This is a genomic window from Moraxella sp. CTOTU48841 (assembly GCF_032061225.1).
In the GTDB taxonomy this organism is placed as follows: domain Bacteria; phylum Pseudomonadota; class Gammaproteobacteria; order Pseudomonadales; family Moraxellaceae; genus Faucicola; species Faucicola cinerea.
Map to the genome: position 1 here is coordinate 207080 of NZ_DAMBFQ010000001.1, position 14930 is coordinate 222009.

The window sequence follows — 14930 nt, forward strand, 5'->3', positions numbered from 1 at the left end:
AAAAATTAATTTTCTGCCAAATGCTCTAAGTACCAAACCCCATTCGCTACTTGCAAGCGATGGGTGGTTTGCTCAGGTTCATCGGTCTCATCCAGCGCAATCATCACCCGATGCCCTTCTTGGCGTAGTGAGTCGATCGCTTGTTTGAGCGCTGGCGCATCAGGATGATTGGGTACATGTAAAATAGTTTGTACATGGCTATAAGGCACCACGGTAAAAGGCTGCTCATGTACTTGGATATGATTTTGCCAACGGTTTAGCTCGCAGCTAAACCCAACCCCCGAACGCACGGCATCGGTATTATCAACTTCATGATGAAAATGATTGCTAAAACGACCACCACGAATCAGCGGCAATGACTCATCTGCCACGTACACATTAAAGACAACGCCTGTATGATAGTGATATCCCAATCCTGTGACATCGACACTGACATTGGCATCCCAGTGGTTTTCAAGATAGCTCACCAAATAAGTCAAATCAGACAAGGCTTTGGCAATGATAGTATCGTGTTTGGCTTGATTTGAGAGCCGTTCGCGCAGTTTTTGCAAGTCATTACCTGCCTCGCCCAGCACATAAAAATCGTTGGCAAGCTCGCCAAACTGGCTCATTTTGCTGGTCAAAAGTTTCAGCTCAGGTAACGCTTTATTGGCATACAGCTCAATTAGTTTTTCTTGCAGATATACAGGTACACTGGCAAGCTGGCAAAGCTGCTGAAAAATCGCCACATGACCAATATCAATATGCGAGCGCTCAATCACATCTGTGCTATCTAACAAGGTAAATAGCACATCTAATAGCTCCACTTCACTGGCTAGTGAATCGGTACCAAAAATCTCAGCGCCCAACTGTAGCGGGGTGCGCGAACCAAATAAGCCCTTTGGCATGGTATAGATTACATGCCCTGCATAACAATAGCGGGAAATTGATTTTGATGGGTTACTAGTGTCTTGATTATTGTGTAGACGCGCATCAATCCGCGCAATTTGTGGGGTGATATCTGCGCGCACCCCCATGAGCCGACCCGTTAGCTGATCAATGATTTTAAACGTTTGTAATTTAACATCTTCAGACGCATAGCCGAGCAAGCTTTCGGTATATTCAATCATAGGCGGACTAATAAATTCGTAGCCGTGGCTGATTAAAATACGGGTCAATTGATAACGCAGGGTTTCTTGCTTTACCGCTTCGGTCGATAGTAAGTCGACAACCCCATCGGGTAATAGCCAAGTATTTTTTGTATTAAGATAAAAAGCAGACTGATTTGCCACACTTGTGGAATTTGATGCTAAATTTGACACAATAAATCCTAAGGATGATTAAATGATATATCACTAGACATGACAACAAGCGGCCATATGAAAACATAGACCATGAATTACCATGTAAAATCATAGAATAATCGATGAGAAGGGCACTTACAAAAATAAAATGCTAAGAATAAAATAAGGGCACTTTTCCTTTTCATTGTATCATAGCTTCATTGGGCTTAGGCATTTTTTTATTGCCCAATTTTTTATGCTACACTCCTATAAAATTTTATTGAAACTTATTTATTGAAACTTATTTATTAAAACTTACACCCATGCAATCATTATAGGGAAATCCAATTCACCCATGAAACTCTTTGTCTCAACCACCTCCCCTTTCGCCCGTCTCGTGATGATCGCCTGTTTACGCCAGCAAATTGATGCCGAGCTTATATTTGTCATGCCTTGGGAAAACCCACAAGAATTATTAGCGGTCAACCCTTTTAGCCAAGTACCTGCCCTGCTCACCAATAATCAATTACTCATCACAGAAAGCAGTGTGATTTTGGCGCATCTGATGCCGCAAATTTTCGCTGATGAAAAATCTGCCGCTTTAATAAGCCTGAGCTTCGGTATTATCAATCAAACTGTTCGCGCCTTTGCCACCGAGCGCTTTCAGCCATCAAGTGCTACCCCACATCCATTTATTGAGCGCTCGACCAGTCTATTGTCTAATTTACTCCCCAATGCCCCACAGCTCGATGCACAAAGCGATGCGTTAAGCCAAATATTTTTTGGTATCGCCTTAGGGTATTTAAAATTACGTTTAGCTGAGGTGTTTGACAAGGCAGTAAGTGAGGCAAACAAAGCGGCACTGGAGCAATTTTACCAGCGAGATTTTATGCAAAAAACTCAAAGCACTGCTTTAGAAAAACTACCAACATCTATCTTTAAACTTTAGCCAATCTTCCATCTAACCCAATTAAAACGTAAAAAGAGCTCACTATGTCCTATCATCCAAAAGCTGAATTAAACCAAACTAATGTACTGGGTACCGCACTAGCGAGTTGTTGTTTTGACCCATTAACAGGTTATTATCGAAATGGTTTTTGTCATACCGGCGCTGGTGACGTCGGCTTACACACGGTTTGCGCCAAAATGACCCGAGAATTCTTAGAATTTTCTGTTGCCAAGGGCAATGATTTGGTGACGCCTTTACCCGAATTTGGTTTTCCAGGGCTGCAGCCCAATGATTATTGGTGCGTGTGTGCCCTGCGCTGGGTGGAAGCATTGGATGCGGGGGTTGCGCCGCCGCTAAAGCTTGCCGCATGTCATGAGAGTCTTTTAGAGTTAGTAGATATAGAAACGCTGCAGCAGTACGCTATCTAAGGCGATAGTGAAAAAATGACCGTTGCTAAATCCATGGTTAACTAGATTCAACTAGGTTTTAGGGGGCTATCACGTATAATTATCTTGAGATTGTCATTTTTCACTGTTATCATTATCAATCTAATTTTAGCGGTACGATTGCATTGTCAATGCATGACTTCTTTTTTTATTCGTTTAAAAATCACTGAGAATTACAAAATAGCAAGAAAACACAGGCGCATTTGCCTACTTTGATGTTTACTTGCTGTTTTGTGGTTGCTACCTTTTGAGTACTTTGATAACGACTGGACACATTTATTCGATCTGATATAACTCTTTCAAATCGTGATAGCGAGGTTTTTGGTTATGACGCCACCCCACCAAAACAAAAATTTATCTGAACGCAGCGACGATTTATTAGAGCACCCCACTCAGACGACCCAGCATGTCACTCTGCCGTTAGCCTCAACGCTTAATCCGCCACATGATATGTCTGCAGATGCTTTTACCCTCGCCAATGCGGATGTCATGTATGATGAAATCGCTGATGAAGAACTCGATTTGCACGGTGATGATAGTTATATCTATGGCGAAGATTATGACGATGATAGCACTGTCGAAGTCTATGCACCTACCGATGTACCACCCCCCGAGTACAACCCTGAAGCTGAAATCACCGAAGATCGCTTTAAAGGGAAAAATGAGATTGCCAACTGCTTCGCTTATTCTCGTAAATCTGGGGAAAAAATCGGCGAGATTGAGCTTGATGATGTGCGCCGCGAATTATCCAACAACAATGTATTTGTTTGGGTAGGACTACACGACCCAAGTATTGAAACCATTCGAGAAGTTCAAGAGGCATTTGACTTGCACGAACTTGCCATCGAAGATGCTTTTGCTGAACATCAACGCGCCAAAGTTGAAAGCTATGGTAATGATAGTGTGTTCGTGGTGGTACGAACCGCCAAATTGACCGAAAACACCATTCGTTATGGCACTACGGCTATCTTTATGGGCAAGCAATATATCATCACTATTCGTCAAGGTGCCTCTCATAGCTACGAAAGTGTGCGAGATTTTTGTCATCGCCGACCAGAAAAATTGCGCCTTGGACCCATCTTTGTGCTGCACGCCATCCTAGACTTTATCGTCGACAACTACTTACCTATCACTGAAAAATTAGGACGTTATTTGCGCGAGCAAGAACGGGAAATTTTCTCTGAAAACTTTAACAAGCACACACTGCGCAATTTGTATGAATTAAAATCACAACTCGTACATATGCGTGCTGTCATCTTACCCGTACAAGATATCTGTAATTTTTTTATCAATCATAAAAAGACTGATTTGATTCCAAGTTTCCCTAGCCAAGCCAAACCGTATTTTCGCGACGTCAATGACCATCTACTGCGTGCACTCGATGCGGTCAATGGACTTAACGAAATGCTTAGTGTTGCCATGGATACTTACATGGCAGTGGTCAATATGGGTCAGAATGAGGTGGTACGAAAACTTGCCGCTTGGGCAGGTATCCTCGCGGTTCCGACCGCCGTAGCAGGGATTTATGGGATGAACTTTGACAATATGCCTGAGCTAAAAATGCATTATGCCTACTATATTTTGTTGGCATTTATTTTGACCATTTGTTTCACGCTTTACTATCGATTTAAAAAGGCAGGTTGGTTATAGTTATAACTTTACCGATAGACTTTAACCATAAAAGCTTAACAGCATCATCTGTTAAGCTTTTTTATTATTGGTTTATAAATTTATCAATTAAACATTATTCTCTAAACAGTAATTAAATTAAACAGCTCATCAATTTCTTCTTTCAGATGATACATTTCGGTGTCATTCCATTTTTTGGATAAATGGCTGATGGGCAAAATCACACAGTGTAAATCGCGATAAGTGATGGCATTAAAAGTATTTCTCACCAGAATTTTATTGGCTTCTCGCTCAAAATATTTAATTACATCAATATTTTGGGTAATGACTAAGACAGGTTTTAAAATGCTATATAGCCAATCAAATAGATGCGTGTGTTTATGCTGAGGGCTTAATAAAGTCTTTTTGGGGGTGATAACACTATAAAGGTAAGTTTCAATCACAGGATGATTTGAGATTTCATCAATCAAATTTTGCTGAAATATATGGTTGCGATTCCACTGTAAATCATCATTGTAGCTAGCGATGTCATAATGCTCAGCAAACGATTCACGATCAAACCCTATGTCATCATGCCAAATATTTGCATCAAACACGTCTAAATTAACTTCGCGAGCTGGATTGTAGCCGACCATCATGATTTTGCAATTAAGGGGTGACCCTGAACAGATAAAGGGACGTACTTTCACATTGTCTAGTTGCTGCTCGCTAAGCCGCTGCTGCATTTCTGTACGGAATTTTTTTAAATCCATTTTCACGATTTATTTCCAAAAAATTTACTATCAATAAAATCCCATAATTTTTATTATATTACCTAGTCGCTATACAACAATCAATATACTTTTAGCGATAATTAAGTCACTGCTTAACGAGTAAATAGCAAATAAAAAAACCTCAAAAAGCATGAGGTTTTTTTATATTTATCGCCTATATATTTATCGCTTAGTAGCTTATGATAGCGGCAATTACAATTTGCTAGTTAGTTCTGGCAAGACTGTAAAAATATCACCTTCTAGGAAATAATCAGCCACTTGAGAGATAGGCGCTTCTGGGTCATTGTTGATGGCAACGATAACTTTTGAATCTTTCATACCTGCCAAATGCTGAATAGCACCTGAGATACCTGCGGCGATATATAGGTTTGGTGCGACAATTTTACCCGTTTGACCCACTTGTAGGTCGTTTGGCACATAACCTGCGTCAACTGCCGCACGTGATGCACCCATCGCAGCTCCTAGCTTATCAGCGAGTGGTTCAATATACTTGGTGAAGTTTTCACCGCTGGCTAATGCACGACCACCTGATACAACAATCTCTGCAGCAGTTAATTCTGGACGATCAGATTTTGCCAACTCTTCACCAACAAATTTTGATTTACCCGCATCTTCGCCTGCGCTTACTTGCTCTATACTAGCTGCGCCGCCTTCTGCTGCCGCTGCATCAAATGCGGTGGTACGAACCGTGATGACTTTTTTGCTTTCAGTATCTTTAACGGTTGCAATGGCATTGCCTGCGTAGATTGGACGTTCAAATGTCTCTGCATCAATCACAGCGGTTACATCAGTTAGCATATTTACGTCTAACAAAGCGGCAACGCGTGGTAAGAAGTTTTTACCCGTTGTTGTCGCTGGTACCACGATATGGCTATAATCACCTGCAAGCGATACCACGAGTTTAGCAACATTTTCAGCCAGTTGATGTTCAAAAGCAGCGTTACTTGCGCAAAGCACTTTTGATACACCCGCTACTTTAGCGGCTTGTTCTGCCACGGCTTCACAGCCAAGACCTGCAACTAATACAACAATATCGCCACCGATTTTGCTTGCTGCCGTTACGGTGTTGAGTGTTGCTTTTTTCAGCTCTTTATTATCATGTTCTGCATATACTAAAATTGCCATGAGATTTTCCTTAATATTTGATAATCGCTATCGTTAAATGACGAATTAAATTGAAGGTAGTTAAATGATTAGATAACTTTAGCTTCGTTTCTTAATTTATCGACTAACTCGTCAACCGATTTAACTTTAACACCCGCTTTACGTTCTGCAGGTGGCGTTACTTTTACGATTTGAATGTTAGTAGCGGTAGAAACACCATAATCTTCTGGTTTTTTCTCTTCTAATGGTTTTTTCTTCGCTTTCATGATGTTAGGCAGTTTGGCATAACGTGGTTCATTTAAACGTAAATCAGTGGTGATGACTGCAGGCAATGATAACTGAACGGTTTGTAAGCCACCATCGATTTCACGTGTTACGTTGACACTGCCACCGTCGACTTTTACTTGTGATGCAAAGGTTGCTTGACCCACATCTAGTAATGCCGCTAGCATTTGACCTGTTTGGTTGTTGTCATCATCAATCGCTTGTTTGCCTAGTAAAATGATGTCAGCAGCTTCAGCTTGTGCAATCGCTTTTAAAATTTTTGCGACTTGTAGGGGACGCACAGTGTCGGTCGTTTCAACTAAAATACCACGATCTGCACCCAGTGCCATTGCGCCACGGATTTGTTCTTGTGCTTCTTTTGGTCCGATAGATACAACAACAATTTCAGAGACCACGCCCGCTTCTTGTAGGCGTACAGCTTCTTCCACAGCAATCTCATCAAATGGGTTTACAGACATTTTAACATTGGTTAAGTCAACACCAGTGTTGTCCGCTTTTACACGAACTTTTACGTTATAGTCCACTACACGTTTAACAGCAACTAATGCTTTCATACGTTCCTCGTTTGTTATATGAATTAAAAAAGGAGGATAAATCCAAGTATCCCCAGTCATGATAAAATGAACATCCTATTCTTCTTAACTTAAACTAGCTTGGTAAGCTAACTTAGCAAGCTAAAAAGAATAGTTATACTGTGAATACTCACAATACCCATTATCTTCGTTAATAATATATGTTGCGATAACTTACCCAACAAATCAAGAAAATCCTATGAATTTTAAGTCATAAAAAAATGGTTGGAAAACATCAAAAATTCTTGAATTTTTCGAATATATCATAACTAAAATAATTAGGGAAATTTTTTAACTAAATATTCAACATACAATGTCTCGTGTTTGATATGAATATGGAACACAAAACAAAGGCGCAAAAAAAAACAACCTATCGTCTGGTTGTTTTTCTTTATTGCAAGCTAATTAAGATAAGCAGTTAATAAACAAACAATTAAGCTTGTAGTTATTATTATTGTGCTTCGATTTGTTCGGCTTGTGGGCCTTTTTGACCTTGGCTCAATACGAAGCTCACACGTTGACCTTCTTTAAGTGTTTTAAAACCTGAACCTTGGATTGCACTGTAATGAGCAAAAACGTCTTGACCGCCATTGTCTTGAGCGATGAAGCCGAAACCTTTGCTTTCATTGAACCATTTTACAGTACCAGTAGCTTTATCTGACATAAAAAATCCTACATTAAAAATTAACTATGTTATCTATAACGCTTGCAATTACTTAGGTAAATACAGTATGTTATAAATTGTCATCGCCAAAAGTTTGTTAAGTGTATTTTAGCGAATAATCACAGTATAGCCTAGTTTTAGCGTTTCACCTACTATTTTTTGATTTTTTTACCACAAAGTTACAATTAAAAAGGGATTTAAATTGACTTTATTAAGCTAGATTAAAGGCGATAACACCGTTCATCAACATATTGATAAATATCGCAATGCTGGTCACCGTAATCACCAGTGAAAATGATAGGCTATAGTCCATATATTTGATGGGCATACTCATGTCATCGACATCTTTAATATCGCCCGCCTGATCTTTGAGTAGATAAAATCCGTAAATCCAACCAAATATGCTATACAGAATATAGGCAAATGGCACGACTTTGGCAATGCTACTAAATGCGCCATAATATACGGCGACCACGGATACCATAAGCCACACAGTTTCTAATATGGAGCTCACGCTAAATAACGTCGATTGCGGCAATTTTCCTAAGTTTTTCTTCAAAACTATGGATTCATAAGCAATCAGTAGGGCGACAATTAAGGTACCGACCAGATAAATTGCTTGCCAATTTAACGTATAGCTATCCCCCATCAGGTAATTCAAAGGATTTGCCAATGCAGGCAAAGCACTCATACCGCTAAAAGTGTGTAAAAAAGTTGCAGTCGACAACTGCCAAACAGACGCTATATTCAAAACAAATCTCATAAACTTTATATCGATACCCATTATTTTATACTAAAAAACCCTGTCTATGTAACTTTACACAGCGCAGGGTTATTGTCATTTTATTGTTTTTACCAATTGGGTATGATGCCATTGGTAAAACTAATTGGGTGCAAAACTAGTTTTTCTCTTTGTCGATGATTTTGCTTGAGGTAATCCAAGGCATCATACCGCGAAGTTTGGCACCTGTTTTTTCGATTTCGTGCTCAGCGGTTTGACGGCGGCGCGCTGTCATTGATGGATAACCTGACATACCTTCAGCGATAAACATTTTTGCATATTCGCCTGATTGGATACGTTTTAGAGCATTACGCATTGCTTCACGTGATTGGTCATTAATAACTTCTAGACCTGTCACGTATTCACCGTATTCTGCATTGTTACTGATTGAATAGTTCATATCAGCAATACCGCCTTGGTACATCAAGTCTACAATCAATTTTAATTCGTGTAGACATTCAAAGTAAGCCATTTCTGGGGCATAACCTGCTTCAACCAAGGTTTCAAAGCCCATTTTGACCAGTTCAACCGCACCACCACACAGTACTGCTTGCTCACCAAATAGGTCAGTTTCAGTTTCGTCTTTGAACGTTGTTTCGATGATACCTGAACGACCGCCGCCGACGCCCATCGCGTAAGATAACGCGACTTGTTTGGCTTGGCCAGAGGCATCTTGGTAAACGGCGATTAAGTCAGGAATACCGCCGCCTGTGGCAAATTCGTTACGAACAGTATGACCCGGTGCTTTTGGCGCAATCATGATGACGTCTAGGTCTTTGCGTGGTACCACTTGGTTGTAATGGATTGAGAAACCATGGGCAAATGCAAGCGTGGCACCTTGTTTGATGTTTGGCTCAATCACGTCATTGTATAGTTGTTTTTGGAATTCATCAGGGGTCAAAATCATGACTAAGTCAGCTTGCTTAACTGCTTCTTCTACTTCAGCCACTTTTAGGCCGGCGTTTTCTGCTTTTTTCCAAGATGATGAATCTTTACGAAGACCTACCGTAACATCAACACCGCTGTCTTTTAGGTTCAATGCGTGCGCGTGACCTTGTGAGCCATAGCCGATAATCGCAACTTTTTTGCTTTGGATGATTGATAGATCACAATCTTTATCATAAAAAATGTTCATAACTATTTCCTTGTGTAAAAAACAACTACTATTAAAAGGTTGGTAAATTTAGACGCTGAGGATTTTTTCACCCCGAGCGATACCAATAACACCAGAACGTACCACCTCTAAAATGCGTTCACGTCCCATCAATTCGATAAAGCCGTCCAATTTTGCGGTGTCACCGACAATTTGAATGGTATAGACATTGGGCGTGATATCAACAATACTTGCACGGAAAATATCCGCACATCGCTTCACTTCTTCGCGGTTGCTACCCGTGGCACGTACTTTGATCAGCATGAGTTCGCGCTCAATATGTACACTATCGGTCAGCGTGGTTACTTTAACGATTTCAATCAGCTTGTGCAACTGTTTGGTCACTTGCTCAATCTTATTTTGATCGGTATCTGTGGTCAAGGTCAAACGCGATAAAGTCGGGTCATCAGTTGGGGCAACGTTCAATGTCTCGATGTTGTAGCCACGTTGTGAAAATAAGCCAACCACACGAGACAGTGACCCTGATTCATTCTCCATTAAGACAGAAATTAAATGTTTCATTAGGTACGCTCCCCTTTGGCTAACCACATATCGCGCATTGACTGACCTGCTAATTGCATTGGATAAACATGCTCGTTTTTATCGACGAGTACATCGATAAATACCAATCGATCTTTGAGTGATAAGGCATAAGCAAGTTGTTCATCAAGTTTGGCTGGGTCAGTGATTTGGATACCGACATGACCGTAAGCTTCTGCAAGTTTGACAAAATCTGGCAATGAATCCATATAAGAGTGCGAATGGCGACCTTCATAAATCATGTCTTGCCATTGTTTGACCATACCCAACTGGGCATTATTAAGATTTAAAATCTTCACTGGTAAGTTATATTGTAGGCAAGTTGATAGCTCTTGGATATTCATCTGAATTGAGCCTTCACCTGTGATACAGACCACATCACGCTCTGGGTTAGCAAGTTTGGCTGCCATTGCATAAGGTAATCCTACCCCCATGGTGCCTAACCCACCTGAGTTTAACCATTGACGCGGCTCATCGTATTTATAGTATAGGGCGGCAAACATTTGGTGCTGACCCACATCAGATGTGATGATAGCTTTACCATGGGTTAACTCATATAAGCGCTCAACAACGTGCTGTGGTTTCATGCCATTGCTGTCGTCTTTGTCATAGCGTAGACCATGACGTTTACGCCATTCATTGATTTGCGCCCACCAATCATTTAACGCGGCTTGGTCAAGCTGTGCGTTATTTTCTGTTAATACGGCGAGCATATCACCTAGCACATTTTTTACATCACCGACGATCGGGATGTGTGCGTTGATGGTTTTTGAGATTGATGCAGGGTCGATATCAATATGGATAATTTTAGCGTTTGGACAGAATTTTTGCGTATTGTTGGTCACACGGTCATCAAAACGCGCGCCCACAGCCAAAATCACATCTGAATTGTGCATGGTCATATTGGCTTCATACGTACCATGCATCCCAAGCATACCTAAAAACTGTTTATCCGATCCTGGATAAGCACCTAGCCCCATCAAAGTATTGGTCACCGGTAAATTAAGTAAACGGGCTAATGCGGTTAATTCTGCACTTGCGTTTGACGCAATCACGCCACCCCCTGAATATAATACAGGGCGTTTAGCAGCAATTAAGGTTTCGATGGCTTTACGAATTTGTCCTGAATGACCGCGAACCGATGGTTGGTAAGAACGCATACTGACCGACTCAGGGAAATGGTAAGGGAATTTTTCGTTAGGCGCAGTTTTATCTTTGGGTACATCAATCACCACAGGACCTGGGCGACCAGAGCTTGCGATATAAAATGCTTTGCGAACGATTTCTGGGATTTCACTGGCATGACGTACTTGAAAACTGTGTTTGACGACAGGACGTGACACACCAATCATATCAGTTTCTTGGAACGCATCATCACCGATGAGGCTTGAAGGCACCTGACCTGAGATGATAACCATCGGAATGGAATCCATAAACGCGGTAGCGATGGCGGTAACCGTATTGGTAGCGCCTGGACCTGATGTCGCCAATACTACCCCGGTTTGACCTGTGACACGGGAATAAGCATCTGCCATATGACCCGCTGCTTGTTCGTGACGCACGAGGATGTGCTCAATGCTATCTTGTTTGAACAAAGCATCATAAATATGCAGCACGGCGCCGCCTGGATAGCCAAAAATGTATTCAACACCTTCGTCAATTAGCGCTTGCACCAGCATTTCTGCACCAGACATCATCACAGGTTCACCTGCTGAGGCTTTGGCGGTTTTTTTGTCAAAATTGGGTGCAGCGTGAGCCGTTTGGTTTTCTCCCGTCATATTGGGAGCTTGGGTAGTTTGAGTCACTGTCATCACCTTTTATGGTCGTCTTCAAAAATGATACTGGGAAGTTGTTTTAGATAAAAATTGCTAAATGATTAGCAAGAATCTTCAACACTGCCATAAGGTAACAGTGAACAAATCAGACGAGGGCAAAAAGCATGATAACCAAAAAAGAAAGCATCACGAAAATTACGTAATGAGTAAATTGATGGCTACTTTTTGTCTTTGTTGACCGATAAGTCAGGGTTGTTAGATTCTTTTGTTTAGATTCATAAACAACAACAACGGTAAAAAATGCTCTCATCCAATTGTAGAGCCTAATCAGCGGATAGCGCCAATCAGCTTAGATTTTACCAATTAGTAACCAACGATAATTGTTACTAACGACCAGTAGAGGACTTATGATGTGAGTTTTTTTAACACTTGTCAATAAAAAAAAGCTACTAGAATTTATAACTTTTAGTTATAGGTAAATGAATCGTTTGAGGCTTGGTTTTAGGGCTTGATAAACTTTAAAATCTCGGGCTGATTGAGCCAGTCGTTTTTAGAAAATTACATTTAGGAAATTAAACGATTATCTTGTCGAAATTTACTGCTAAAAGCTATCAAGCTGTGATAGGCTATCGCATAACTTTCTAGTTTCTTGCATAGGAAAAACAATGTTAAAGCCACTGTTTTTGTTATCACTCATGTTATCACCATTCGTTATGGCGAGTTCAAATGCAGCCACTTACTACAAGTGGACTGACAAAAATGGTGTACCGCATTATAGCCAATATGCCCCGACCAATGGTGTTAATTTGCGACAAGTGCAAGTGATTAATACCCGTGAACTTGGACCTAGTAGTCGTGCACCTGCAACCGCTGGCAATAGCACAGGTGCTGCTTCAGGTGTATCACCAACGCTGACCGCCGATCAAAAACGTGCTGCTGAACTTGAAGCACAAAATCAGCAACTCAAAAAACAGCAAGATGCGGAGCGCTGTAAATCCTTACAAAATACCCTGGCCAACTTAAACCAAGGCGGACGCGTCTATGAGATGGACAATAAAGGTGAACGTAAATATCTAGATGGTCGTGAAATTGAGCTACGCCGTCAGCAAGTCGCGCAAACAGTGAGCCAATACTGTAAATAATTTTGCATGCTATATAACTTTAGCGTTCAATCAAAGGTTAAAGGCGTGTAAAGATTAAAGATATGTAAAGGTTAAAGGTGAGTGAATTCTCACCTTTTTTCTATTGAACCTGCTTAACCTGCCGTGATTTTAATCTTGCGTGATTTGATGGATGATGTCGCCGATTGCCGATGCCATGTGATTGGCTTGCAGCGCATATTCACCCATTTTTTCTGCCAACGTATCACCCGCTTTGGCATGTATGAGCACGGAGGTTAGCATGGGTGCGCCAATTGCTTGCGCCAATAAGCTCGCCATCAGACCTGCCAAGCAGTCGCCCATCCCAGCCGTTGCCATTCCGGCATTACCCAAGCCACAAATATCAAGACAGTCTCGTTCAAGACTGGCACCTTCAAGACTGGCACCTTCAAGAACAACCGTTTGTGCCCCTTTGATAAGCCAATTGCCCCCATAGTGGTGAGCTAATGCCCGAATCGCGCTGATTTTGTCTCGATCGATGTCGGCATAGGGTTGATTGAGCAAACGTCCTGCTTCCGCTGAATGCGGCGTTAGGTAAAACCGTTGGTTTGACTGTCCCAATCGTAGTTGAATTGGAGCATTTAAACCGTCACTCGTGCCTGCCCAATCTGCCAAATGGTATAAACCATCAGCGTCAATGACACATAACTTCTCTGATTGTTTGATGGCCGTAAGATACTGGTTAAATAACTCCAACGTTGCTTTATCCCTACCCAGACCCATGCCAATAGCAACCACATCCACAGTGTTAATCAGCTCGATGACGCTAGCGATATTGTGTAAATCCGCGGTCATGGCATTGGGCAAAGCGGTGACAATAGATGAATGAAAATCACGATGACAAGCAACGGTGACTTTGCCTGCACCACTGCTCAATGCTGCACTGGCGGCCAATATCGCTGCCCCTGCCATGCCATGCCCATCCTCTAATCGATTGCCACCGATGATGAGTACATGACCATACGTACCTTTATGGCTCACCTGCTGACGTTGTGGCAAATTAGGTAGATTCGTGTGTAACAAGATACCCGATTGCTCAATAGGGAGCAAAGGCACATCGATAACGGTGCCAACATAATCTTTACTATCCCCCATATGCAGCCCGACTTTTCGCCCAATTAAACAAAGTGTCTTGTCTGCCTTAATCGCAGTATCATCATATACTTCGCCCGTAGCGGCATTAAGTCCGCTGGGTACATCGATGCTGATGACTTGACAAGCGTGAACTTGCTTGCGGTATTGATTAATCCAATTGATGATTGTCTGATAATCACCGCTAGGCTTGCCATCGAGCCCAATACCCAATAACCCATCAATCACCACATCATAATGATAGCTTAAACCAAGCTCATAGAATGGCTGTAAAAATGCCGTCAACGTCAGATATTTTGGCGCATTTGCACAGTTTGACTGGTACAGGTGCTTTGCTGTTTGGCTGTCGAGGGTGCTAGGCGCTGCGACTTGTACTACAGTAACTGACCAATGTGGACAGAGCCGGTTGACATAATGCGCCACCAACCAAGCATCGCCGCCATTATTACCCGCGCCTGCCACTACCAATACCGATTTTTGAGGGTGACTGCTTTTTTGAAGGTAACTGCCTTTTTGATTGCTACTTTCCTGCTTGATGATGTGTGCAAGTTGCCATGCAGCTTGTTGCATCAAGGCAAAACTGTCATTTTTGCTAAACCAGTTTTTTTCAAGGTCATAAATTTGTTTGGGGGTATATAAGGCAATGGCGTTTTGCATCACAGTATTTTTATCCGTCTGTGCATTACTTTGCATAAGATGATCCAATGATATGATAGGTGGTTATTTTGTTATAATAGCATTTTAA

The 14930-nt window shown here is 41.5% G+C and carries 14 protein-coding genes; 4 read left to right on the forward strand and 10 right to left on the reverse strand.

Features of this window, described 5'->3' with window-relative positions; translation table 11 throughout:
- Positions 1 to 5 precede the first annotated feature (5 nt).
- Positions 6 to 1301, reverse strand: coding sequence for an ATP phosphoribosyltransferase regulatory subunit (locus RT034_RS00845; protein WP_313012508.1), 1296 nt, complete (start codon positions 1299 to 1301; stop codon positions 6 to 8).
- 316 nt (positions 1302 to 1617) lie between these two features.
- On the opposite strand from RT034_RS00845, the gene RT034_RS00850 reads away from it, so the two are divergent.
- The 3 genes from RT034_RS00850 to corA all read left to right on the forward strand — a co-directional run bounded on the left by RT034_RS00850 (position 1618) and on the right by corA (position 4307).
- Complete coding sequence (locus RT034_RS00850; RefSeq protein WP_313012511.1) at positions 1618 to 2211, forward strand: glutathione S-transferase N-terminal domain-containing protein; 594 nt, start codon at positions 1618 to 1620, stop codon at positions 2209 to 2211.
- A 44-nt stretch (positions 2212 to 2255) separates the two neighbouring features.
- Positions 2256 to 2639, forward strand: coding sequence for a DUF2237 family protein (locus tag RT034_RS00855; RefSeq protein ID WP_060994969.1), 384 nt, complete (start codon positions 2256 to 2258; stop codon positions 2637 to 2639).
- Between the two features lie 507 nt (positions 2640 to 3146).
- Complete coding sequence (gene corA, locus RT034_RS00860; RefSeq protein ID WP_257621452.1) at positions 3147 to 4307, forward strand: magnesium/cobalt transporter CorA; 1161 nt, start codon at positions 3147 to 3149, stop codon at positions 4305 to 4307.
- A 101-nt stretch (positions 4308 to 4408) separates the two neighbouring features.
- On the opposite strand, the gene RT034_RS00865 is transcribed toward corA, so the two are convergent.
- The 8 genes from RT034_RS00865 to RT034_RS00900 form a co-directional block, all read right to left on the reverse strand.
- Positions 4409 to 5044, reverse strand: a complete 636-nt coding sequence (locus RT034_RS00865) for a hypothetical protein (RefSeq protein WP_313012515.1) — start codon at positions 5042 to 5044, stop codon at positions 4409 to 4411.
- A gap of 207 nt (positions 5045 to 5251) precedes the next feature.
- Entirely contained in the window at positions 5252 to 6184 is a 933-nt protein-coding gene (locus RT034_RS00870; RefSeq protein WP_050324358.1) for an electron transfer flavoprotein subunit alpha/FixB family protein, read from the reverse strand.
- 68 nt (positions 6185 to 6252) lie between these two features.
- Positions 6253 to 7002, reverse strand: a complete 750-nt coding sequence (locus RT034_RS00875) for an electron transfer flavoprotein subunit beta/FixA family protein (protein WP_188874403.1) — start codon at positions 7000 to 7002, stop codon at positions 6253 to 6255.
- A 469-nt stretch (positions 7003 to 7471) separates the two neighbouring features.
- Positions 7472 to 7684, reverse strand: coding sequence for a cold-shock protein (locus tag RT034_RS00880; RefSeq protein ID WP_007116781.1), 213 nt, complete (start codon positions 7682 to 7684; stop codon positions 7472 to 7474).
- Between the two features lie 211 nt (positions 7685 to 7895).
- Positions 7896 to 8435, reverse strand: a complete 540-nt coding sequence (locus RT034_RS00885) for a hypothetical protein (protein WP_313012523.1) — start codon at positions 8433 to 8435, stop codon at positions 7896 to 7898.
- 148 nt (positions 8436 to 8583) lie between these two features.
- Complete coding sequence (gene ilvC / locus RT034_RS00890) at positions 8584 to 9600, reverse strand: ketol-acid reductoisomerase (protein ID WP_313012526.1); 1017 nt, start codon at positions 9598 to 9600, stop codon at positions 8584 to 8586.
- 48 nt (positions 9601 to 9648) lie between these two features.
- Positions 9649 to 10140 (reverse strand): acetolactate synthase small subunit, encoded by a 492-nt coding sequence (gene ilvN, locus RT034_RS00895; protein ID WP_007116784.1) that lies wholly within the window; start codon positions 10138 to 10140, stop codon positions 9649 to 9651.
- Positions 10140 to 11855, reverse strand: coding sequence for an acetolactate synthase 3 large subunit (locus tag RT034_RS00900; protein WP_313013281.1), 1716 nt, complete (start codon positions 11853 to 11855; stop codon positions 10140 to 10142). The genes ilvN and RT034_RS00900 overlap by 1 nt, the downstream gene beginning before the upstream one ends.
- 743 nt (positions 11856 to 12598) lie before the next feature.
- Here RT034_RS00900 and RT034_RS00905 point away from each other — a divergent pair.
- On the forward strand, positions 12599 to 13075 hold the full coding sequence (locus RT034_RS00905) for a DUF4124 domain-containing protein (protein ID WP_312114562.1): 477 nt from the start codon (positions 12599 to 12601) through the stop codon (positions 13073 to 13075).
- 129 nt (positions 13076 to 13204) lie between these two features.
- Here the strand turns inward: RT034_RS00905 and RT034_RS00910 are convergent, their stop codons facing one another.
- Positions 13205 to 14878 carry an NAD(P)H-hydrate dehydratase gene (locus RT034_RS00910; RefSeq protein ID WP_313012532.1) on the reverse strand — a complete coding sequence of 558 codons (1674 nt, stop codon included), beginning with the start codon at positions 14876 to 14878 and terminating at the stop codon, positions 13205 to 13207.
- Between the last annotated feature and the right edge of the window lie 52 nt (positions 14879 to 14930).